21 protein-coding genes and 1 tRNA gene are annotated in these 22,127 nt (G+C 47.7%); 15 read left to right on the top strand and 7 right to left on the bottom strand.

Annotated elements, in window-relative coordinates; all coding sequences use genetic code 11:
* Positions 1-2 precede the first annotated feature (2 nt).
* From tatC to MKY22_RS14710, 8 genes are all read left to right on the top strand, one after another.
* A complete protein-coding gene (tatC, locus tag MKY22_RS14745; protein WP_341089608.1) occupies positions 3-782 on the top strand; it encodes a twin-arginine translocase subunit TatC in 780 nt (259 codons plus the stop codon).
* 105 nt (positions 783-887) lie between these two features.
* Positions 888-963, top strand: a tRNA-Ala gene (locus tag MKY22_RS14740).
* A gap of 224 nt (positions 964-1,187) precedes the next feature.
* Positions 1,188-4,934: a S8 family serine peptidase gene (locus tag MKY22_RS14735; RefSeq protein ID WP_341089606.1), complete on the top strand. Its 3,747-nt coding sequence runs from the start codon at positions 1,188-1,190 to the stop codon at positions 4,932-4,934.
* A gap of 128 nt (positions 4,935-5,062) precedes the next feature.
* Entirely contained in the window at positions 5,063-5,221 is a 159-nt protein-coding gene (locus MKY22_RS14730; protein ID WP_014971497.1) for a hypothetical protein, read from the top strand.
* A 119-nt stretch (positions 5,222-5,340) separates the two neighbouring features.
* A complete protein-coding gene (locus MKY22_RS14725) occupies positions 5,341-5,793 on the top strand; it encodes a hypothetical protein (protein ID WP_341089598.1) in 453 nt (150 codons plus the stop codon).
* Between the two features lie 13 nt (positions 5,794-5,806).
* Complete coding sequence (locus MKY22_RS14720; RefSeq protein ID WP_214728439.1) at positions 5,807-6,316, top strand: hypothetical protein; 510 nt, start codon at positions 5,807-5,809, stop codon at positions 6,314-6,316.
* Entirely contained in the window at positions 6,283-6,750 is a 468-nt protein-coding gene (locus MKY22_RS14715) for a hypothetical protein (RefSeq protein WP_341089595.1), read from the top strand. Before MKY22_RS14720 ends, MKY22_RS14715 begins: the two co-directional genes overlap by 34 nt.
* A 100-nt stretch (positions 6,751-6,850) precedes the next feature.
* A protein-coding gene (locus MKY22_RS14710) for an IS3 family transposase (protein WP_341089593.1) occupies positions 6,851-8,412 on the top strand; the annotation gives its coding sequence in 2 pieces (ribosomal slippage) (positions 6,851-7,484 and positions 7,484-8,412; 1,563 coding nt in all).
* A 54-nt stretch (positions 8,413-8,466) separates the two neighbouring features.
* Here MKY22_RS14710 and MKY22_RS14705 read toward each other — a convergent pair.
* The 4 genes from MKY22_RS14705 to MKY22_RS14690 form a co-directional block, all read right to left on the bottom strand.
* A complete protein-coding gene (locus tag MKY22_RS14705) occupies positions 8,467-9,474 on the bottom strand; it encodes a FecCD family ABC transporter permease (RefSeq protein ID WP_341089590.1) in 1,008 nt (335 codons plus the stop codon).
* Positions 9,471-10,472 (bottom strand): FecCD family ABC transporter permease, encoded by a 1,002-nt coding sequence (locus MKY22_RS14700; protein ID WP_055969403.1) that lies wholly within the window; start codon positions 10,470-10,472, stop codon positions 9,471-9,473. The genes MKY22_RS14705 and MKY22_RS14700 overlap by 4 nt, the downstream gene beginning before the upstream one ends.
* Before the next feature lie 78 nt (positions 10,473-10,550).
* Positions 10,551-11,462 carry an iron-hydroxamate ABC transporter substrate-binding protein gene (locus MKY22_RS14695; protein ID WP_055969400.1) on the bottom strand — a complete coding sequence of 304 codons (912 nt, stop codon included), beginning with the start codon at positions 11,460-11,462 and terminating at the stop codon, positions 10,551-10,553.
* A gap of 3 nt (positions 11,463-11,465) precedes the next feature.
* Positions 11,466-12,257: an ABC transporter ATP-binding protein gene (locus tag MKY22_RS14690; RefSeq protein ID WP_023469594.1), complete on the bottom strand. Its 792-nt coding sequence runs from the start codon at positions 12,255-12,257 to the stop codon at positions 11,466-11,468.
* Between the two features lie 184 nt (positions 12,258-12,441).
* On the opposite strand from MKY22_RS14690, the gene MKY22_RS14685 reads away from it, so the two are divergent.
* From MKY22_RS14685 to MKY22_RS14670, 4 genes are all read left to right on the top strand, one after another.
* Positions 12,442-13,500: an NAD(P)/FAD-dependent oxidoreductase gene (locus MKY22_RS14685; protein ID WP_341089586.1), complete on the top strand. Its 1,059-nt coding sequence runs from the start codon at positions 12,442-12,444 to the stop codon at positions 13,498-13,500.
* A gap of 179 nt (positions 13,501-13,679) precedes the next feature.
* Positions 13,680-14,975: a cation:dicarboxylate symporter family transporter gene (locus tag MKY22_RS14680; protein ID WP_047394356.1), complete on the top strand. Its 1,296-nt coding sequence runs from the start codon at positions 13,680-13,682 to the stop codon at positions 14,973-14,975.
* A gap of 180 nt (positions 14,976-15,155) precedes the next feature.
* Complete coding sequence (locus MKY22_RS14675) at positions 15,156-15,443, top strand: hypothetical protein (RefSeq protein WP_341089582.1); 288 nt, start codon at positions 15,156-15,158, stop codon at positions 15,441-15,443.
* 431 nt (positions 15,444-15,874) lie between these two features.
* A complete protein-coding gene (locus tag MKY22_RS14670; RefSeq protein WP_023469590.1) occupies positions 15,875-16,171 on the top strand; it encodes a DUF2089 family protein in 297 nt (98 codons plus the stop codon).
* Positions 16,172-16,212: 41 nt separating this feature from the next.
* Here the strand turns inward: MKY22_RS14670 and MKY22_RS14665 are convergent, their stop codons facing one another.
* Positions 16,213-16,446, bottom strand: coding sequence for a DUF4305 domain-containing protein (locus tag MKY22_RS14665; protein ID WP_023469589.1), 234 nt, complete (start codon positions 16,444-16,446; stop codon positions 16,213-16,215).
* Between the two features lie 21 nt (positions 16,447-16,467).
* A complete protein-coding gene (locus MKY22_RS14660) occupies positions 16,468-17,160 on the bottom strand; it encodes a CPBP family intramembrane glutamic endopeptidase (protein WP_023469588.1) in 693 nt (230 codons plus the stop codon).
* Between the two features lie 220 nt (positions 17,161-17,380).
* Here MKY22_RS14660 and groES point away from each other — a divergent pair, with 220 nt between their 5' ends.
* The 3 genes from groES (at position 17,381) to MKY22_RS14645 (ending at position 20,100) form a co-directional block, all read left to right on the top strand.
* On the top strand, positions 17,381-17,665 hold the full coding sequence (gene groES, locus MKY22_RS14655; RefSeq protein ID WP_023469587.1) for a co-chaperone GroES: 285 nt from the start codon (positions 17,381-17,383) through the stop codon (positions 17,663-17,665).
* A 32-nt stretch (positions 17,666-17,697) separates the two neighbouring features.
* Positions 17,698-19,338, top strand: a complete 1,641-nt coding sequence (groL, locus tag MKY22_RS14650) for a chaperonin GroEL (protein ID WP_023469586.1) — start codon at positions 17,698-17,700, stop codon at positions 19,336-19,338.
* A gap of 141 nt (positions 19,339-19,479) precedes the next feature.
* Positions 19,480-20,100 carry a LysE/ArgO family amino acid transporter gene (locus MKY22_RS14645; protein ID WP_341089578.1) on the top strand — a complete coding sequence of 207 codons (621 nt, stop codon included), beginning with the start codon at positions 19,480-19,482 and terminating at the stop codon, positions 20,098-20,100.
* Positions 20,101-20,211: 111 nt separating this feature from the next.
* On the opposite strand, the gene MKY22_RS14640 is transcribed toward MKY22_RS14645, so the two are convergent.
* Positions 20,212-22,002 carry an LTA synthase family protein gene (locus MKY22_RS14640; protein WP_341089576.1) on the bottom strand — a complete coding sequence of 597 codons (1,791 nt, stop codon included), beginning with the start codon at positions 22,000-22,002 and terminating at the stop codon, positions 20,212-20,214.
* Positions 22,003-22,127 lie beyond the last annotated feature (125 nt).

The following is a 22,127-nucleotide window of genomic DNA, read 5'->3' as shown; positions in this document are numbered from 1 at the left end:
CCATGGCGATTGATCAAGAACAAAGCGTGACGTCGCACCTTGACGAACTCCGAAAGCGGATCGTCTGGTCGCTTATCATCGTCGTCGTCCTGTTCGCTGTCGCATTTCCACTCGTCCGACCGCTCGTCCGCTTCTTGCAAGCGGACTTAAAAGAACTCGGCATTGGTTTGAATGCCTTCAACGTCGCCGATCCTTTAATGCTGTATTTAAATCTTGCATTCATTATCGCAATCGTTCTGGCATCGCCGTTCTGGATGTACCAACTTTGGGCATTCGTTCGCCCTGGACTTTACGATAAGGAGCAAAAAGCGACATTGACGTATATTCCGGTCATCTTCTTTCTATTTTTGGCTGGTGTAGCCTTCTCGTACTTTTGGTTGCTACCTTTCTTATTAAAAGTATCAACTGAACTAGGAAAAGAATTGGGAATCGAACAAGTCATTGGAGTGGAGAACTACTTCAGTTTCTTAATCCGATTGACGATTCCGTTCGGTCTTCTTTTCCAATTGCCGGTCGTGACGATGTTCCTGACACGTCTGGGTCTCGTGACGCCATATTTCATGCGAAAGAATCGGAAATATGCGTACTTTGCGCTGTTCGTCGTTGCGGCATTGATCGCACCGCCGGACGTGACGTCACACTTGATGATCTCGGTGCCATTGTTCGTTCTCTATGAGATCAGCATCTTGATTTCTGCGCGAACGTACAAAAAGGTCTTGATCCTCGAGCAACAGGCAGAGCTTGAACGACAGGCGGATTTGATGCGTGAATTGAATAAATGAATCGTGAATTCCTTCCAACGATTTTTGGAAGGAATTCTTTTTTATGAAAGCGTTATTTTTATATTGATAAAGCAGTTAGTGATACGTATACTAAAGATAATTCATGGGGACTTAGCTCAGCTGGGAGAGCGTTTGGCTGGCAGCCAAAAGGTCGTCGGTTCGATCCCGATAGTCTCCACCAATACCAAATATCCAACTCCTCGAGGCGTCGAGGAGTTTTTATTTTTCTCCCAGTTAAATTCCTTAAAAATATAAAATGTCACGTAAAACAAATAAATTAAAAAAATAGGCAAATATAAATTGTTTATTTCCATTAAATTCATTAAACTAAATATACAGAATTTTCGTTTAACTGTTTTATCAGTAGTACTACTATGGTTTTACAGAAAAGGGGAAAACGAACGCATGAAGAAGAAGATTGCACTTATGGCAGCCGTCTTAATGATGTCTTCCAATCTAGTCAGTGCGCAAGGTGCACTGTCGTCGCAAGACAAAGCAACGGGTCAAAAACCGCAGGCGCTCTCGCTGAAGAAATCGGGGCAAGAGAAGCACTACAAACAATCGGATAAAGTCCGTGTCGTCATCGAGATGGAAGAGAAGCCGGCGATTCAAATCGCCCAGGCTCAAAACAAGCGGTATAGCACATTGAGCAATGCCGAAAAAGAGTCGATCAAAGATCGCCTCGTCAACGTCCAAAAATCAGTCAAGTCAGCCATCGCTAAAAAGGCGATTCCCGTTACATATAAGGAAAGCTTCACAACCGTCATCAACGGATTCAGTGGTGAAGTCAAGTTCGGGGACATCGAAGACATTAAACAACTGAGCGGAGTCAAGAGCGTACATATCGCCCATGAGTATGCGCGTCCGGAAGTTGCTAAAGGTGCAAAGCCAGACATGCTGTACAGCAAGGACATGGTCAATGCGAAGGAAACATGGCAGGACTATGGTTTTAAAGGGGAAGGAACAATCGTTGCCGTCATCGATACAGGAATCGATCCATCACATAAGGACATGGTCTTGAGCCCAGAGACGAAGATTGATTTGACTTCTTCGAAAGTCGATAGTGCGAAAGAAACAAAAGGCTTAAAAGGAAGGTACTTCACGGAAAAAGTACCGTACGGCTATAACTATGCCGATCACGATAGCGAAATCCGTGATTTAGGTGCGGGCGCATCGATGCACGGGATGCACGTCGCGGGTACGGTCGGAGCAAACGGCGATGAAGCAAACGGTGGTATCAAAGGGGTCGCTCCGGAAACACAGCTCCTCGCGATGAAAGTCTTCGGAAACGATCCAGGAATGCCATCGACATTCAGCGATATCTACATTAAAGCAATTGATGATGCGATTGCACTCGGAGCCGATGTCATCAACATGAGTCTCGGTTCGACGGCATCGTTCGTCAATGCAGATGATCCAGAACAACGCGCAATCGTCAACGCGATGAACAACGGCATCTTGTGTGCGATTTCTGCTGGTAACTCGGCGTTTGCAGGTCATGGTGCGGGTAATCCATATACAGCAAACCCGGATATCGGTGTCGTTGGTGCACCAGGATTGACGAGCCAGGCGCTCCAAGTCGCGTCACTCGAAAATACGAAATTGACGCTTGAAGGCATGGCGCTGACGATCGACGGTCAGGATGCCGGTTATTTGGCATACCAAAAACAAGATTCGCCGAATCCGATTGCCGTCTTCGATAAAGAGAAGAAGGATGTCGTGTATGTCGGTGACGGTCAAGCTTCGAACTATGAAGGTAAAGACGTCAAAGGGAAAGTCGTCTTCGTCGTGCGTAACGGTGGTTTCAACTACGGTATGATCCAAGCAGAAGCTGAGAAGCAAGGGGCAGCAGGTGTCATCGTCCGCGGTCGAGTCGATCACGGGGATTACGTCAGCATGGCGCTCAACAATCCGACGATTCCACTCGTCACGCTTAGCATCGCGGACGGGAATGATCTCGAAGCAAAAGCAAAAGAGGGCAAGGCAATCGCAGTGACATTTGACGGAAAAGCGGTCTCAACCGATAACCCGGTCGCAGGACAAATGTCTGACTTCACGTCATGGGGTGTCACGCCAAGCCTTGACTTCAAGCCAGAAATCACGGCACCAGGTGGGAAAATCTATTCGACGCTTAATGATAACGAGTATGGCGTCATGAGCGGTACATCGATGGCAGCACCACACGTCGCTGGTGGAACAGCACTCGTCATGCAACGGATTGCGAAGGACTTCAAAGTCACTGGTGCAACACGCGTTAAACTCGCCAAAAACATCTTGATGAATACATCGCGTCCGCAACTCGATCAAGGAAAATACAACGCAGAACTGAAAACAGGCAACTTCTACTCCCCACGTCGTGAGGGAGCTGGACTGATGGATCTTCGTGCTGCGATGAAGACACCAGTCGTCATCACAGAGACAAAGTCAGGTGAAGGCAAGGCATCCTTGAAGGAAGTCGGCGAGAAGTTCACATTCACGCTTGATTTAAAAAACTACAGCAATGAAAAAGTGACGTATAAGCTAGCGGGAACGGTTCAATCAGATCTCGGTGCACAAGGATCGAACTTCCTTGAAGCAAATGGAATCTTCAAAAAAGGAACGATTGGTACGGTAGATGCCAACATAGGCACATACCCGATCTCATTTGCAGTCGGCTCGAAGAAAGCGAGTTCAGTCTCGATTAATCCGAAGAGCTCAACGAAAGTCAGCGTGTCAGTCGATTTGAAGAACACGACTGACTGGGCGAACGAGCTTCCGCTTGAACAAGTCTTTAAAAACGGCTACTTCGTCGAAGGATTCGTCCGTCTGATCGATACGAAGAGCAAAAATCCAGAACTGACAGTTCCTTATGTTGGATTCAAAGGAAAATGGGATCAAGCTCCGATTTTAGATGCACCATTGTACGATAAAAACAACACGTTCTACGGATTGACAGGTCTAGCGACTGAAGTGAAGGATGATTTCAAATTCCTTGGTACGAATGCCGCTGGAAAAGTTGTCGCGAACAAAGTCTCGTTCTCACCGAACAACGACGGTAGCGCAGATGAAGCTTTCCCGATCATCTCATTCCTTCGAAATGCGAAAAAAGTCGAGTATTCGATTCTTGACCGGAATAAAACAACACTTCAGAAGCTTGATATGCAAACGGACGTCGTCAAGAACTACTATGATAGCGGTTCAGAGGACGGATACACACCAGTCACAAGCGCAGCTTGGGACGGAACAATCAACGGGAAACCGGTCAAGGATGGTCTTTACTACTACAAAGTCAAATCCGTGATCGATTATCCGAATGCAAAATGGCAGTCGAACCTCTTCCCAGTCTATGTCGATACGAAAAAACCAGCGGCAACCGTGAAATGGGATGCGTCGAAATCAACGCTCTCATGGACAGCAGGTGACCAAGGAACAGGTGTCGCGTCATACGATATCCTCGTCAATGGTAAGAGTGTCTTGAAACAGCCGCTTGCTGCAACAGAAAAAGCGTACACGTTGACGGATCTTCCAGAGCGCGCGAAGATTGCCTTCGTCGTGAAGGATTATGCAGGAAACAGTGTGAAAAAAGACGTCAACACGACAGGTGTCGATAAAGCGGTACCGAACGTTCAAATCGATACACCGGTCGCACTTGGTCTTGCGACATCAAAAGTCATCAACATCGTGGGTCATGTCTCTGATGAATCAGGCATCAAATCGTTCAAGATCAACGGAAAATCCGTTAAATTACGTTTCGATGCAGCCCAACAGAACTATGCGTTCAGTCATGACGTGACGTACACGACGGATGGCGTCAAGTCATTCAAGGTTGAAGCATACGATGGTAAAGGAAACCGTGTGGCGTTCAGTCGTCAAGTCATCATCGACACAGAATTACCGACGATTCGCGTCACTGCGCCAAAAACCGTCTCAAGCAAAACAAAAACAGCCGAGATGAAGATCGTTCTTCGCGATAACTACAGCGAATTACGCTTTGACTTCAATGGTAGCGCGGAATACCGCCGGACGTTCAAAGAGCCGTACGAGATGAAAGCCTTCAAAAAGACGATCACGAAAAAAGTGACGCTCAAGAAGGGGAAAAACACGTACAACTTGAAACTGAAGGATCTCGGTGGACACGTTGTTACGAAAACAGTCGTCATCACGAAAAAATAAGTAACTACAGACTAAAGTCAGGCGGATATCCGTCTGGCTTTTCTTGCGTGCCGAAGCGCCTTGAAGGGTTTATGAGACGAGAAGAGGGGGAATTTTAAGAACAGAAACAAGTCAGAGGGGGAACAACCATGAATCCGTTCACGACCTTAATCGCCTTCATCGTAGGGTGTCTCGTCTTATATCTTGGTATCCGTGACAAAAACGGCTGGCTGATCGGTGTCGCGATGATACCGCTCGCGATCGTTGCCTATAGCGTCATCTATCTGATCATCCAGGTCAGTGCGTAGTCTTCATGGAAGATGTCTTACCCTAAGCGGTAGGACATCTTTTTTTTTGAAAATCGTACTACAGATGAAACCGATCTAGTAAAATGTAAGTATATGACAGTATAGAGAGGTGGATGATCATGGAACACGTACATACACAAACGGATGCCTTAGCGGGGCTATACAAAGAGATGCACCAAAAGACACAGACCGGCATGTGGGTCATGCTTGCGGCATTCTTAGCGCTCAGTAACACACTCGAGAAACCAGTCTACGCGATGATCGTCCCGTTATTGTATTTTGGCTATGACATGTTGCTACAACGCAAGCGGTTCGCGCTTGTTGCGGAATATACATTAGAGACTTCTGCAAGACGGCTCTATCAGGTGCATGTGTTGATCAGCATCTTACAATACGGAGCGCTTGCCGGTCTGATCGTTTGGGCAGTCGATCGCCCGAATACATCTTTCTTGATCGGTCTCGTCATCATCGTCATTCCGTTCTACTGGCTCTGTCGAAAAGCGTTAGAGTTCGTTTCACGAAAGATCGATCCCACGTATGTGACGGAAAAAGAAATCCACAAACCACGCTAAAGGAGAAGAGGCTATGCAAACGGCTCGAGAAGAACGTCTACAAAAACTTGCGCTCGCGTACCGGGACGTCGAGTGGCTCGGCACACGTTGGTACTGGAATGTGCTCTTATTCATAACAGTCGGTATCTTGATCGAGTGGACCGATATCCCCTTGTTGATTTTGACGATTCCAGCCCTTTTTCTCAGCTCCGATTTTCGCTACCAACTAAAAAAACGAAAAATTTTAGACGGCTACATCTCAAAAGCACAGGTCCGTCGGCAATTTTTACTCCGTGTCGGTAGTCACGTCCTACTGTACGTTGTCTTAACGATCGTCATCATCCAGACGATCGAGGGACCGTTCTGGCAGATGCTTGTGGCGATCTTTGCGATTTTAACACCGCTCTATTTCATCAGCGAATGGATCATCCGACGCGATGGGGCGCGTGACCCGGACTATATCAGTGACGGAGAAGTAGCCCGCTTCGTCAGACAGAAAGGAACATCGAAATGGAACACCTATTCGAGCGACAAGCACGTCTAAATGTAATGAAACGTCCAGTGCATGTCATCGCTTATTTCTTTTTGATCCCTGTATTGATTTTTGCGGTATTTGCTTGGTTTGTTTCGGCAATTACATCCGCCTTTCTTCCAATCATGCTCTTTTGTCTTTGCGCGACGGCAGTCGCTCGAGAAATCGTCCGGTTACGGCTCATGAAGTCGTATTTAACACCGACTATCTATCAACAAACTGTCCAAAAAGTAGCTCGTCTGACAATCATCGGTTATGTTGTGGCGGGGCTGATTTACTTTGTCATGCAGTCGATTCCAAGTGCCTCTGGTTATTTATTTGGCATCTTCCTCTTTTGGGTTGGTGGAGTCAGTCTTGGTGTCACTCGACTGAACCGGTTAGTCAAACAAATCGATCCGGCGTACGTGACGATGGGTGAAATCGAACGTGCGTGGTGGAAACGTTAAAGCAAAAAGTCCGCATTAATCAGCGAAAGTGATATGCTCCCCAAAAAGTAGACAGTTGAAATAACAAAAACTGTTTACTTTTTTGAAGGGAGCTTTTTCTATGACTACATCTAAGTTTTCGTCAGATGAAAAACTAAGAATCATTAAGATGTGTGAAGACGGAATCGACTCGATCAAATCGATTGCCTCGCTCTTCGAGCTTTCAGTCAGCACCTTAAATAGATGGAGGACAAAATATCGTACGGGCGGCTCCATGGCACTTCGTAATCGAACAAAGTGGACGCGTTATCCGGAAGAACTAAAGATGGAGGCTATACGTGCAGTACTCGACCAAAAAGAATCGCTTATTAGCGCTACGGCACGGTTTGATATCTCGGATAAAGGTCTACTTGCGAAGTGGATAGAGAAGTATACTAGTCATAGTACTCAAGGGAAACCATTGAAGGAGCGATCCATTATGACTAGAGGTAGAACCACCACATTCGAAGAACGTGTTCAGGCAGTTATGGACTGTATACAAAGCGGAAAAGACTATCAACGCATCATGGAGACCCATCGGGTCTCATACCAACAAATCTATAGTTGGGTAAGAAAGTTCGAGAAGGACGGAATCGACGCACTGATGGACCGTCGCGGGCGTCAGAAGCCAGTAGAAGAATTGACGGATGAAGAACGTTTGGCGTTAGAGCTGAAACGACTCGAGCGAGAAAATGAGCGTCTACGCATGGAGAATGATTTCTTAAAAAAGTTAGAGGAGATCGAGAGGAGGTCACGTTAAGTCAAATTCGTCTTCAAGATAAATATGAAGCCATCCAATCATCGGTAGAGCAATTTGGTTACCCAATCATCGCCCTATGTCACCTCGCTGGTGTCTCGCGCGCTGCCTACTACAAGTGGTTACGCCGGATTGGCATACCGCAGACACGTGAAACGGAGAACATGAAAATCATCGAAGAGATGAACGAGATCCACCTTGCGGTGAACGGAATTTATGGCTACCGACGGATGACATTGAACCTGAAACGCCGTTTCGGAAGAAACGTCAACGCAAAGCGTGTCCGTCGTCTGATGCATATCGCCGGTATTCATTGCGTCATACGCCGGAAACGTCCTTTGTATATTCGTAATCGCCCTCAACAGACCGCAGAGAACATTCTGAACCGTGATTTCAACGCGGCAGGACCGAACCAAAAATGGGTGACGGATGTCACGGAACTGAAGTACGGCGCCTCTCAGAAGGCATATTTGAGCGCCATACTAGACCTATATGATGGATCCATCCGTGCCTTCGTTCTTGGGCACTCCAATAATAATCAGCTCGTGTTCGATACTCTCGAACTCGCCCTACAGGGCGCACCGGGAAGTCGTCCCTTGCTTCATAGTGATCGAGGATTTCAATATACGTCTCATGCGTTTCGTCATATGACACGCGTAGCAGGCATTACACAAAGCATGTCTCGGGTTGGAAGATGTATTGATAACGGTCCGATGGAGTCTTTTTGGGGAGCGTTGAAGTGCGAAAGTTATTATCTACATAAGTTTGTGGAGTTCGACGAACTCCGACTCGCGATCCAGAAATATATTCACTTCTATAATGAAGAACGGTACCAACAACGATTAAACGGCTTGGCTCCGTTAGAATACAGAGCTCAAGCCGTTTAAAAGATTTTTATTATTTGTCCTGTCTACTTGACAGGGAGCAGTTCAGATTTTTGATTATTTTTTTAACAAGAGATAGATGAAGTATGGTGCTCCAATCAAGGCGACGACAATCCCAGCCGGTACACCGTCTGGTCCCGCGATGTTGCGTCCAATCGTATCAGCGAACGCAAGCAACCAGCCGCCGAGTAAGAGGGCAATCGGCAGAAAGAACTGATGCCGTGGTCCAACGAGCGCGCGGGCGATATGCGGCGCCATCAGACCGATGAAGGAAATCCCACCGGTGACAGAAACGGCAGCAGCGGCGAGCGCAACAGCTGTCAACAAGAGTTGGATCCGTTCTTTTTCAATCGCGACGCCAACACCAATCGCGACCGGTTCATTCAAGGCAAGCAGATTGAGCTTATTCGCCTTGTAGAATGTCAGTGGAATCAAGACGAGTAACCACGGTAACAGTGAGTAGACGAAAACCCAGTCCGTCCCCCAGATGTTACCAGCGAGCCATTTGGCGATGAAGTCAACCTTTTCGCGACGCGTCGATGAAATCAGGATGACCATGATTCCAGACAGTGCCATCGAGAAGCCGACACCGGTCAAAATCAACCGAATCGGTTGGAGTCCTTGTAAACGGTCGTACGAGAACAGGTAGATCGCTGTCGCGGTGACGAGTGCACCGAAGAAGGCGGCGATCGGTAACAGATAGATGAATGACCCGACATCGGTCGGGAAGTACAGGAAGAACAAGGCGACGGCGACGCCAGCTCCCGTATTGATGCCGATGATACCAGGATCAGCGAGTTCATTGCGGGTGATGCCTTGTAAGATTGCACCGGATAAGGCAAGTGCCATTCCCGCCATGACGGTGATGAGCAGTCGGGGTAAGCGGAGCGAATAGAGGACGAACTCCTCTTTGAACGATCCGTTTCCAAGTAACGTCGGCAGTAAACGATCGTACGAGAGAGAAGCAGGTCCAAGACCGATGCTGACGACGAGTGTTGCGATCAATAGTGCCAGCAACGTCCAAAACGTCAGTTGCTGGCGACGGCGTAAACGAGATTCCATCATGAGAAAGCACGCCCTCCTTTCCGAACGATCAAGAGGAAGAACGGTAGCCCGAGCATCGAGACGATTGCGATGACTGGCGTTTCATAGGGCGCGTACAGCGTCCGTCCGATCGTATCGGCAAGCAACATGAACGTTGCGCCAAAGATCGCGGTCATCGGCAGGATGAATCGATAGTCCGTCCCGACGATCGCACGGACGATATGCGGAATCATCAGCCCGATGAACGCCATGTTACCGACGAGGGCAACAGCAGCACCGGCAAGCAGGATGACGACGACATAGAGCACCGCCTTGATCCGCTGGATGTTCTGTCCGAGTCCGAGCGCGACTTCTTCCGAAAGACTGAGAATCGTCAATTGCCGCGAGAAAATGAACGCAATCACGATACCGATCGCGATGACCGGCGCGATGACTTGCAGTTGTCCCCAGGTCGAGCCGACGAGTCCCCCGGACGTCCATTGTGAGACATCTTGGGCAATCTTGAAGTAGATCCCGATGCCTTCCGCAATCGCGTACAGAAACGCTGAAATCGCGGAACCAGCAAGGACGATCCGGAGCGGTGAGAAGCCACCTTTTTTCGAAGCCCCGATTCCAAAGACAAGTGCTGCCCCGAGTGCTGCTCCGACGAAACACGCGATCATGATTCCGAAGTAGTCAATTTTCGGGAACAGGACGATGACGAGCGCCAGTGCTGCATTCGCACCCGCCGTCAAACCGAGCAGACCGGGATCGGCGAGAGGATTGCGTGTCATTGCTTGCATGATGGCACCTGAGACACCGAGTGCTGCTCCGACGAGGATCGCTGCCAGTTCCCGTGGCAAGCGGATTTCCTGGACGATTTTTGCTTTTTCATTCAACGGTCCGAACGTCAAAGCGTTCCAGACTTCGCGCGTCGTCGTATCGGCGGCACCGAACGTCATTGCGATCCAGAACATCCCGAAAAAGAGGACGAGACCGAGTGTGATTTTAATGCCGAACGGAATTCGACCAGCTGACATGAATGTCGCCTCCATTTCTGATTCAGTGAGTGAGCCACAAAAAAAGGGAGGAATCCCGCAGGTTCCCTCCCTTATTCATTATGCGCCAAGGAAACTTTTCTTGAAGAACTCGAGTTGACGTTCGAGTGTGAGCGGATCGTTGAAGTAGAATTCCTTCGAATCGACTTCGAAGACACGATCGTTTTTGACGGCTGGAATGTTCTTGAACGTATCCGTTTTCGTGAATGAGTTGTCCGCTTCCGCACTCTTACTGAAGACGAGGTAGTCGCCTGCGTATTCAGGAAGGACTTCTGGTGACAATGCGTAGTATCCGTCTTTTAATGCCATCTTCGTGACTTTATCCGGCATTTTCAATTTCATTTCTTGGTAGAGAATCTCTGTTCCACGACCCCAGTTATCGCCGAAGACGTAGAGTTGTTTATCGAAGCTTTCGATGACAGAAACAGTAGCATCTTCACCGATTTTTGCTTTGATGTCTTTACCGGCAGCAGCAGCGCGTGTTTTGAAGTCTTTGACCCAGTCGCGTGCTTCTTGCTCTTTGTTGAGCAATTTACCGATTTCGATGTGTTGCGTCAAGTAGTCGACTTTTCCGTATGTGTACGTAACTGTCGGAGCAATCTTTTTAATTTTATCGAGGTTTTTCGTTGTTGAGTAGCCGATGATCAAATCGGGTTCGAGTTCGATGATTTTTTCAACGTTCTCTTCCGATACTTCCGTGACATCTTTGAGTTTGTCGAACTTCGGATTCGCTTTTGACCACGAATCGACACCAACGACAGGAACGTCGAGTGCCATGACGTTGCCGGCAAAACCAGCGAGGACGACGACACGTTTTGGATTAGCCGGAACTTTAATGTCACCATTCTCCGATTTGTACGTGATCGTCTCGTTTTTCGACCCAGATGCTGCGTCGTCTTTTTTCTCTGTATTGCCACACGCTGCGATGACGAGCGTGAGAATGAGTAGAACCGGTAAAAGTAGTTTCTTCATGATTCAATCTCCCTTGATTAAGTTGTAGGTGATACACATCGGCTTGTTCGTCCGCGGATCGCGTCCGATTTCAGCATCGATATGGAATACTTCTTGTAAGACGTCTTTTGCGATGACTTCCTCACACGTTCCGGCTTTGACGACTTCACCGTTTTTCATGGCGATGATATAGTCGGCGAACCGTGCCGCTTGATTCAAATCATGCAGGACCATGACGATCGTCCGTCCTTCGGTCCGGTTGAGATGCTCGAGCAGTTCGAGCACCTCGAGTTGGTGGGCGAGATCAAGATAAGTCGTCGGTTCATCGAGGAAGATGATGTCCGTCTCTTGGGCGAGTGCCATCGCAATCCAGACCCGTTGACGTTGACCACCCGACAGCGCATCGACCGGACGGTGTTTGAATGCCATCGTATCCGTTGCTTCGAGTGCCCAATCGATGATCTCGTAATCGTGTTTCGTCAAGCGTCCGAATCCTTTTTGGTACGGGAAACGACCGTATGAGACGAGCTCTGCGACCGTCAGACCACTTGCACTCTCTGGAGTTTGTGGCAGAATAGCCATTTTCCGGGCAAGTAGCTTCGTGCTTTCCTTGGCGATATCGAGACCATCGAGCAATGCACGTCCTGATTGATGAGGAATGATCCGTGTCATCGCTTTCAATAAAGTCGATTTGCCACATCCGTTCGCCCCAATGATCGTCGTGATTTGTCGATCGGGAATTTGGACGGACAAATCTTTGACGATGGGACGATCACCGTAGCCGATATTGATTTCTTCTGTTGCTAGACGTACCATACGCGACGACTCCTTCGTTGTTCTCTCCATTTACAATGATAATGATTATCACTATCGTCTCATTAACCATACCAGTCCTATAAAAACGCTGTCAACATTTTTTCTTGTGTTCAAGAGATGTTCACGTTATCATGAGGGAGTGAGAATGATAATCAGTCGTAATCAAAGACGAGGAGTGAGTGAGATGAGGGAACAGGAGTTGTTCGACGTAACGATCATCGGCGGAGGACCAGCAGGGTTATATTCGACGTTCTATAGTGGTCTTCGGGGCATGAAGACGAAATTGATCGAGTATCAAGCAGAACTCGGAGGAAAACTGCACGTCTATCCGGAAAAGATGATCTGGGACGTCGGCGGACAGCCGCCAATCACCGGTGAAAAACTCATGGCTCAACTCGTCGAACAGGGACTGACGTTCCAACCGACTGTTCAATTGAATGAAAAGATTATCTCGATCGCAAAAGACGTCTTCGGGAACTTCGTCTTAGAAGCAGAATCGGGTCAGATCCATTATTCGAAGACGGTCATCGTTGCGGTCGGCGGCGGCATCCTCAATCCACAAAAATTAAAAGTCGAGGGTGCGGAGCGCTTTGAAGTGTCGAACTTGAACTATACGGTCAAATCGATTGAACGTTTTAAAGGAAAGACCGTCATCGTCTCAGGTGGTGGAAATTCTGCGATTGACTGGGCGAACGAGCTCGAACCGGTCGCGAAAAAAGTCTACGTCACGTATCGCCGGGATTGTTTCTCGGGGCACGAGGCGCAAGTCGATCAGCTCGTCAAAAGTTCTGCTGTCTGTCTCCTTAATACGACGATTCACAAGCTGATCGCAAGTCCTGATCATCAACGGATCGCATCAGTCGAATTGATCGACTGTCAAACAGACGAAATCGTCGAGATTCCAATTGATGAAGTCATCATCAATCATGGGTATGAACAGGATGCAGCACTGCTTGACGCGTGTGATCTCGATATCGCACGGGTCGATGACTTCTATATCGCGGGTAACGCGGCGAGCGAATCAAGTGTACCGGGACTATATGCTGCCGGAGATATTCTTTCGCACGACGGGAAGGTTCACTTGATCTCAGGTGCCTTCCAAGATGCAGCGAACGCCGTCAACCGGGCGAAACGCTTCATCGAGCCGGAAGCGCCAAAAGTAGCGATGGTCTCATCACACAATGAAGTCTTCAAAAAACGCAATCGAGCGTTGATTGAGGAACGCGTTAATCAACAATCTTGAATAATGTTTAAACGTCCAAAATGCTTGGAAACAAGCGGATTTTGGACGTTTTTTTGTATGAATTTCATTTTTGTACTATAACAGAACGATTTGACAACATACTGTATTTAGGACAAAATTCTACTTATGTTCCACTACATGTAGGATACAAGTAAGACGGATGTATAAGGAGGAAGGGTATGACAACTACGAAACGTAAGCCAATTGGCCTTGCCTGGCAAATTTTAATCGGCTTGATTCTCGGGATCACAGTCGGTGGTGTATTTTATGGGAATCCCCATGTCGCGGAGTGGCTTAAGCCAATCGGTGACATCTTTATCCGGATGATGAAAATGATCGTCGTTCCGATCGTCTTCACGACGATCGTTCTCGGTGTCTCATCAGTCGGTAGTCCGAAAAGTCTCGGACGTCTCGGCGTCAAGACGCTCGGTTACTTCACGATCGTGACGATGATCGCGATCTTCACGGGGCTGTTCGCAGCCAATCTCGTTGAACCGGGTGCTGGTATTAACATGTCGACACTCGATAAAACGGACATCTCGACGTATGTCGAAACAGAAGAGACGACACAAGATGCAGGACTCGTCGACAAGATCGTCAACATCGTCCCGACGAATATCTTGGACGCGATGGTCCGCGGTGATATGCTCGCAATCATTTTCTTCTCGGTCTTATTCGGACTCGGTGTCGGTTTTGCAGGAGAGAAAGGTCAACCGGTCGTTCGCTTCTTTGAAGGCGTCGCAGCAGCGATGTTCAATCTCGTCAATATCGTCATGAAGTTCGCGCCGATCGGTGTCTTCGCCTTGATCGGTGTCACGGTCTCGACGTTCGGAATTGAATCGCTCGGTTCATTGTTTAAACTGATTGCGACATTATACGTCACAGCGCTTCTTTTCATGGTGATCGTCTTCGGTGCCATCATGAAGTGGGTCGGCATTCGTGTTTCTGATTTCACGCGTATCTTCAAGGACGAGTTATTGCTGACGTATTCGACGGCATCGTCTGAGACGGTACTGCCACGGATCATGGAAAAACTCGAGAAGATGGGTGTTCCGAAATCAATCGTTAGCTTTGTCGTACCGACGGGTTATTCGTTTAACCTTGATGGATCTGCGCTTTATCAAGCGCTCGCAGCCTTGTTCATCGCACAGATGTACGGGATTGATCTCTCGATCGGAACACAGCTGACGCTTGTCTTCGTCTTAATGCTGACATCAAAAGGGATGGCTGCCGTTCCTGGCGTCTCCTTCGTCGTTTTACTCGCAACACTCGGTACGGTCGGTATCCCGGCAGAAGGACTTGCCTTCATCGCGGGGATTGACCGAATCATGGATATGATGCGCTCGGTCGTCAACGTCACAGGAAACACGCTCGCTTCACTCGTCATCGCGAAGTGGGAAGGTGTTCTGGACGAAGACCAACTCGAGACATTCATGTCGACAGAAGGTAAAAAAGACGACGTCCGCAGTGCGTGATTGTCGTAAATATAAGGAAGGACTGAATCGTCAGTCCTTCTTTTTTCGTTCCTGAAAATAGATTAAAGTCGATTATTTTTAAAGAAAATCGCTTATTTTTGATTATAGTTAAAATAATGTTTAATATTATTTATTTTAAAGTTAATATTATTGATATAATCATAAGGGAGAGGCGATAGGATGCAAATGGTAAGAATCGTCATTGGTATTGTCACAGTCTGTATCGTACAATTTTACTTAGCAAGACGCGGGAGAGTCTGGAGTCTCATCATTCCAGCCATCATTATCGGCCTCGGAATTTACTGGTATTACGGAACAGGACCACACACATCGGATCGGGAGTCAGTGATCCGAATCGGTACGTGTGTGGGGTTGTCCATGATGATCTCAATGGCTGAGATGGGCGTCGACTCGCGCCGCAAGCAACTAAAGCGTGAAAAAGAACGAATGGAGATTCAAGATTTTTGACACTCCCACGATTAAAACCGTGGGATTCTGAAGTGCTTATGTGAGCGCAGTCCATTTCTGTTTTGCTCAAGCCTTCAGATAAGGGTGTGCCATCACCCCTCCTGAGACAGACCGTATAGGTTCTCAGGCTGGTGGACTGTTACCATCCACCACAGGTCGTTGCAGGTGTGTCCATCTGATGTTTTAGCGTCTTTTGCATGACGACAGGCATCGTTTTACCGGTCACATGTTTTCATGACCGAACCGTATACGATTTTCAAGGGGCGATGGACGCAGGTGTTTTAGAGACTTGTACTTGTCTATGAAATAGATATACCCGAACGTCGGATGGAAAAACATCCGAACTCACTTTCATCCCATGCCTAAAGGCTGGCTATGCCCGATATGGGCTTTCCCGTTTGTAAAATCTGTAAGAGAAGTGAGGGAACACGATGGAACGACAAGACGTGCCCGCTTGGGTACTGGCACTCGAACAGGAACATCTCGAGTTCATCCGGAAGTTCGTCTTGAGCTCTGGTTCGTTGAAGGATATGGCAACTGCCTATCAAGTATCCTACCCGACCGTCCGGGCGAAGTTGAACCAGTTGATCGAGCGGATTGATTCGGTGCAGCAGGAAGATGTCGAATTCGTCAATATGATCAAGAACTTGGTCTTAGATGAACGGTTGAGTCTCGATGTGGCGAAGACGATCATCGATTCCTACCGCAAGGGTCAAGCGAAAGAATAAACCAAAAAACGAGATTTCCGCCTGACGGAAATCTCGTTTTTTTATTGCTTGTCGTTCTTTTTGTCCTGTTCCTTCTTGATCATCTTCTTTGCTGCTGCGCGGAAGCGGAAGATCAAGTAGAGACGGTAGAAGTCGATCGCGGCGAACAATGTCAACAGGATCGTCCAGAAGTTGAAGACCGTTCCTGCCTCGACTGAATTGTTGTAAGCAAGGAACATGAAGAGAATACCAAATATGGCATAGAACACTGCCATGAAGTTCGAGCTTTGACGCATGAAAACACGACCTTTCGTAAATTAAGACATCGCGTAGATGGCGAGTACGACGATTCCGTTGTTAAAGACATGGATGGCGATCGGAGCAATGATCCGGCGCGTCTTGACGAAGACGAGCGAGAAGACAAAACTCATCGCGACATAGATTAAAAATTTGTTGTCTTGGTGAATCAGTCCGAACAAGGCACCCGTCAAGATGAAGCTGAAGAAGAAACCGAGCTTCGAGGAGAGATTGCCGAACAGGATATGCCGGAACAAGAACTCTTCCATGATCGGTCCAAGCAAGACGACCATGACTTGCAGGAGTGGGATGACTTGGATCGCTTGGATGATCTGATCCGTATTTTGCGATTTCGCGACATTTTCGATCCCGCCTGCCATCCAGGCATCAATCAAATTGACGCTGATCAAGAGCGCATACAAGAGCACGATCCCGATTCCGATCCATTTCAACGTATCCATCGGATCGGTTTGACGTCCCTCTGCCTTCCACTTCTGCCAATCGGGGCGCAAGCAGTAGTAGGAGACGATGACAGCGACCGTAAAGCCGATCGCAAGCCACCAACCGGCGACGTCAGCAATGACATTCTTCGGAAGGAAATACTGGAACGAACCCGGAACCAATTGGACGATCAGATAGATGATGATCGGGATGACGTGACGCTTTTGCCACTTCTCCGCCATCACGAAAGGCAGACTGATTGGATTTTTCATCGTACAGGACACAACTCCTTTGTAATGAAGGTACTGTCCCGATTGTAACAAACAAACGGTCTTGGCGCACGATTGACGATGATTCAAAGGTGTCGATTTCGGGAAAACGGATAAAGGTTCAGGCTTGAATTCAGAAGAGAAAGCGTATAAGATAAAAATATGTTAGCACTCAACGAAAGTGAGTGCTAAAAAACAGTCATTTTCAAGGAGGATGTTTCGCATGTTAAAACCACTTGGTGATCGCATCGTGATCGAAGTCGTTAAAAAAGAAGAAACAACACTCGGAGGAATCGTTCTTCCTGGGTCAGCGAAAGAAAAACCACAAGAGGGTAAAGTCGTCGCTGTCGGTACAGGCCGTGTGACAGAGCAAGGCGTACGTGTACCACTTGAAGTGAGTGTCGGAGATCACGTCATCTATGCACAATATGCCGGTTCAGAAGTCAAAGTCGACGGCAATGAATACTTAATTTTACGCGAAAGCGATATTTTGGCAGTAGCCGAGTAATTCAGTTAATCATCTAAAGGGGGATTTCAGTCATGGCAAAAGACATTTTATTCAGTGAAGAAGCACGTCGGGCAATGCTCCGCGGGGTCGACGCATTAGCGGATGCAGTCAAAGTCACGATCGGACCAAAAGGACGCAACGTCGTCCTCGAGCGGAAGTTCGGTTCACCACTCATCACGAATGATGGTGTGACGATCGCGAAAGAAATCGAACTCGAAGATCACTTCGAGAACATGGGTGCAAAACTCGTCGCAGAAGTTGCCTCAAAAACGAATGAGATCGCAGGGGATGGTACGACAACAGCGACAGTCCTCGCACAAGCGATGATTCGGGAAGGTCTTAAAAACGTCACAGCGGGCGCAAACCCGATGGTCATCCGTAAAGGAATCGAAAAAGCGGTCCGTCGCGCTGTCGAAGAGTTGCACACGATCGCTAAACCGATTGAAGGTAAAGAAGCAATCGCCCAAGTCGCAGCGATCTCAGCCGCAGACGAAGAAGTCGGTCAATTGATTGCAGAAGCGATGGAACGTGTCGGTCAAGATGGTGTCATCACGATCGAAGAATCACGTGGCTTCACGACAGAACTCGACGTCGTCGAAGGGATGCAGTTCGATCGTGGTTACGCGTCACCATATATGATCACAGATTCAGACAAGATGGAAGCGGTCCTTGAGAACCCATACATCCTCGTCACGGACAAAAAGATCTCAAACATCCAAGAGATTCTTCCAGTCCTCGAGCAAGTCGTCCAACAAAACAAACCACTTCTCATCATCGCAGAAGACGTCGAAGGCGAAGCACTCGCGACACTCGTCGTCAACAAACTCCGTGGTACGTTCAACGCGGTAGCAGTCAAAGCACCAGGCTTTGGTGACCGCCGTAAAGCGATGCTTGAGGACATCTCGATCGTCACAGGTGCAGAATTGATCACAGAAGACCTCGGTCTTGATCTGAAAGAAACACAAATCACGCAACTCGGTCGCGCGTCGAAAGTCGTCGTCTCAAAAGACAACACGACAATCGTCGAAGGTCACGGACACGGCGATTCAATCGAAGCACGCGTCGGGACGATCCGTGCGCAAATCGAAGAAACGACAAGTGACTTCGATCGCGAGAAATTACAAGAGCGTTTGGCGAAACTCGCAGGCGGCGTAGCCGTCGTTAAAGTCGGGGCAGCAACGGAGACAGAACTCAAAGAACGTAAGCTCCGAATTGAAGATGCACTCAACGCGACACGCGCAGCAGTCGAAGAAGGCATCGTAGCAGGTGGGGGAACAGCTCTCATTCACGTCACGAAAGCCGTCGAATCGATTCTGTCAGTCTCAACAGGCGACGAAGCAACAGGCGTCAACATCGTTCTTCGCGCACTCGAAGCACCACTTCGTCAAATCGCGGAAAACGCGGGTCAAGAAGGTTCAGTCATCGTCGAGCGTCTCAAGCATGAAGCGCCAGGAATGGGCTACAATGCGGCAACAGACGAGTATGTCGACATGATTGAAACAGGAATCGTCGACCCAGCGAAAGTGACGCGTTCAGCACTTCAAAACGCGGCGTCCGTTTCAGCGATGTTCTTAACGACGGAAGCCGTCATCGCTGATAAACCAGAACCAGCCGGATCTGCTCCTGCAATGCCTGATATGGGCGGCATGGGTGGAATGGGCGGAATGATGTAAGCTATTTCATCTGTAAGTACCGAATCCTAATAAATAGGGTTCGGTACTTTTTATTTACGATAGTATACTTAATAGTTGAAAGAATTACATAAGCACCACTCATCAGTTTAGAGATAAAGATAATGAAAGAGGAGACGTCAAGTGAATGAAATTTTAAAAGGCATAGTAACATCAGGTACGCTTATCGTCGCAATCGGTGCTCAAAACGCTTTTGTCCTTAAACAAGGCTTATTAAGGAATAATATTTTCTGGGTAGCGCTAGTTTGTTTTTTATGCGATGTGTTGTTGATGTGCATGGGCGTACTAGGGATTGGTACCGCCATTAAGAATAATACGTTTGCAAATGTTGGTCTTGCGAGTGTTGGAGGACTATTTCTACTCCTATACGGATTCAAATCTTTTCGTAGTGCATTTTCGTCATCACACACAATGGATGTTTCAACAGCTCCTAAAATCATGACCATTCCCAAAACAATCTTACTCACATTAGCGATTACACTTTTAAATCCACATGTGTATTTAGATACGGTCGTCATCATCGGTGGCATAGCTGGGACTTTGACATTTGATCAAAAAGTTAATTTCTTGATCGGAGCTTTGATTGCCTCCTTTGTCTGGTTTTTTGGTTTAGGATACGGGGCGAGATGGTTAATGCCTGTATTTAAAAAACCGATGGCTTGGAAAGTATTAGATTTTGGAATCGGTTGTTTGATGTTTTGGCTCTCGTATCAATTGATTCAGTTTGCACTAGAAGCAATTTAAAAAGACTTGAAGATTAATAATGAAACACAAATAGACCAACAAGCTTGACTCCTCAAAAGACGTGAAAAAAGTCAGGCTTGTTGGCTTTTTAGAAAATTAGACACGATGCGATTACTTCAGCTCATTCTCTTCAATAATCTTATCCGATATCTTTAATTGTTCGCTCACATCTTTCACCTGATTGCGACAGAACTTCATCTCGGTTTTTTTCTCAGTCGACACGTCATAGCAGGTACCTTCACCGGATGCTTTCGTCAAATCCGCTTCATAGTAATAGTCCTTGTAGCGGAACGAACCATCGCGGAAGCCCGTCAGGTTTGGTTTGTCATCGACGAGGGATTGCCCCATCATATAGGATGTTTTGAGATTCAATAAGTCAATGATCGTTGGTGCGATATCAATTTGTCCGCCATTTTCTTTCATGATCCGACCGGTTTGTTGGTCGGGTTTTTTGATGAAGAGTGGAATGCGTCGTTCGAGTTCAAAGGCAGCAACCGGAGACGAGACATCCGCCTTTTTGCGCATCTCGCTCCCTTCATTGACGAGTCCACTATCGTGATCACCATAAAAGATGACGAGGGACTGATCCCAAAGATCCCGTTGTTTTAACTCGTCGATCATCTTTCCGACACCGGTATCGACGTAATGGACAGTCTGGTAATACCGTTTCAACATCGGATCCTTATATCCGGACAGATCAAGCGTCTGATCTTCCTTGTCAATCTCATACGGTGTATGACTCGTCAGCGCAACTAAAAACGAGAAGAACGGTTTTTGTAACGTCTCCATATGATCAATCGATTCGAGGAAGAATTGCTGATCGTTTAACGCCATTCCGATTTTCTTCTCTTTTGAATAATCCTTTTGGCTGAAGAAGTGCTTAAAACCAATATTCTTGTAGACATCGTCACGGTTCCAAAAGCCTTTTTCATAGGCATGCATTGCTGCCGTATCGTATCCATTTTTCTCAAGTAACGCAGGAAGCGGCTCGAATTCATTCGTCGGATATTGCGTATAGACAGAGCCTGATTTCAATGGATAAAGTGAGGTGTTCGTGATGAACTCGGCGTCCGAAGTTCGTCCTTCATGCGTCTGGTGATAGAGCGACGAGAAGTAGAGCGATTCCTTCTTCAATTGATTTAGGTTCGGCGTCACTTCTTCACCGTTGATGGTTTGGTCGATGACTGAAGCCTGGAACGATTCGAGCTGTACCAAAATGATATTCGGTGTCTGCTTCGGACCGGTTGGATTCGTCTGTTCCTTTTGATTGATGCGCTGTTTCTCCTGTGCCGTCAGTCCGTCGCCGGTTCGTCCGGTCACGCCTTTAAACACATCCCATCCGTGATAACCCCAAAAGCCAAACAGGTAGTAGTCACGCATATCGGAGATCGTTGCCGTCGGTTGACGCTCTTCCGTTAGCGTCCGGTACGTCAGTAGCGAAGCAGACAAGACGATACCACTGACTGCAAGGATTCCAGCCGTCCGGCGTCGTGTTTGCGTCGTCGTCACTTCCGGTCGCTTGCGGAAAACGAAAAGCAGAAGTAGGAAAATCAAACTATCGGCGAACAAAAGGAAGTCTTGCGGTACGATCAAAGCCGTGAAGCCGCTACTGACGTCACTCATCTGCGTCATCTGTGAGAGGAGCGAGACGGAGAGGAAGTCCTCGAAGTAACGGTAGTACCACATGTCGGAAGCTAGCAGAAAACTGTGCGCGAGCAGTAGACCGAGCCAGACCCAGCGGCGTTTATTCCACGGAATCAGTAACGTCCAGCTCGACAGGATCAGCATCCCGGCCAGGTTCATGAGTGTTAAGTGGAGCGAAAGATCGGTCTTTGTAAAGTAACTAAACAGCATGAACTTCAGCATGCCGAGTAATAAATAAAGGGTGTAGCGAATTGCCATGGTCAGTACTCCTTACGTGTGTCGTCACACAGTCTTTACCCTAAACGTTTGATGGTGGAACGCCCAGATGTGGACAGCCATATTCGCTCGTTCCATGATGTAGTCGAAAAATTGGTCTAAATTTC

This window comes from Exiguobacterium sp. FSL W8-0210, from assembly GCF_038006045.1.
Lineage (GTDB): Bacteria > Bacillota > Bacilli > Exiguobacteriales > Exiguobacteriaceae > Exiguobacterium_A.
Note: the sequence above shows the minus strand (reverse complement) of the source record. Positions and strands in the feature narration are given on the sequence as shown.

Coding starts and splice junctions, on each gene's coding strand:
- MKY22_RS14715 (WP_341089595.1), top strand. CDS start 6,283: ATGGAACACCTATTCGAGCGACAAGCACGTCTAAATGTAATGAAACGT.
- MKY22_RS14665 (WP_023469589.1), bottom strand. CDS start 16,446: ATGCGTCAAAGCTCGAACTTCATGGCAGTGTTCTATGCCATATTTGGT.
- MKY22_RS14660 (WP_023469588.1), bottom strand. CDS start 17,160: ATGAAAAATCCAATCAGTCTGCCTTTCGTGATGGCGGAGAAGTGGCAA.
- MKY22_RS14730 (WP_014971497.1), top strand. CDS start 5,063: ATGAATCCGTTCACGACCTTAATCGCCTTCATCGTAGGGTGTCTCGTC.
- groES (WP_023469587.1), top strand. CDS start 17,381: ATGTTAAAACCACTTGGTGATCGCATCGTGATCGAAGTCGTTAAAAAA.
- MKY22_RS14725 (WP_341089598.1), top strand. CDS start 5,341: ATGGAACACGTACATACACAAACGGATGCCTTAGCGGGGCTATACAAA.
- MKY22_RS14705 (WP_341089590.1), bottom strand. CDS start 9,474: ATGATGGAATCTCGTTTACGCCGTCGCCAGCAACTGACGTTTTGGACG.
- groL (WP_023469586.1), top strand. CDS start 17,698: ATGGCAAAAGACATTTTATTCAGTGAAGAAGCACGTCGGGCAATGCTC.
- MKY22_RS14640 (WP_341089576.1), bottom strand. CDS start 22,002: ATGGCAATTCGCTACACCCTTTATTTATTACTCGGCATGCTGAAGTTC.
- MKY22_RS14675 (WP_341089582.1), top strand. CDS start 15,156: ATGCAAATGGTAAGAATCGTCATTGGTATTGTCACAGTCTGTATCGTA.
- MKY22_RS14680 (WP_047394356.1), top strand. CDS start 13,680: ATGACAACTACGAAACGTAAGCCAATTGGCCTTGCCTGGCAAATTTTA.
- MKY22_RS14690 (WP_023469594.1), bottom strand. CDS start 12,257: ATGGTACGTCTAGCAACAGAAGAAATCAATATCGGCTACGGTGATCGT.
- MKY22_RS14670 (WP_023469590.1), top strand. CDS start 15,875: ATGGAACGACAAGACGTGCCCGCTTGGGTACTGGCACTCGAACAGGAA.
- MKY22_RS14700 (WP_055969403.1), bottom strand. CDS start 10,472: ATGTCAGCTGGTCGAATTCCGTTCGGCATTAAAATCACACTCGGTCTC.
- tatC (WP_341089608.1), top strand. CDS start 3: ATGGCGATTGATCAAGAACAAAGCGTGACGTCGCACCTTGACGAACTC.
- MKY22_RS14695 (WP_055969400.1), bottom strand. CDS start 11,462: ATGAAGAAACTACTTTTACCGGTTCTACTCATTCTCACGCTCGTCATC.
- MKY22_RS14685 (WP_341089586.1), top strand. CDS start 12,442: ATGAGGGAACAGGAGTTGTTCGACGTAACGATCATCGGCGGAGGACCA.
- MKY22_RS14735 (WP_341089606.1), top strand. CDS start 1,188: ATGAAGAAGAAGATTGCACTTATGGCAGCCGTCTTAATGATGTCTTCC.
- MKY22_RS14720 (WP_214728439.1), top strand. CDS start 5,807: ATGCAAACGGCTCGAGAAGAACGTCTACAAAAACTTGCGCTCGCGTAC.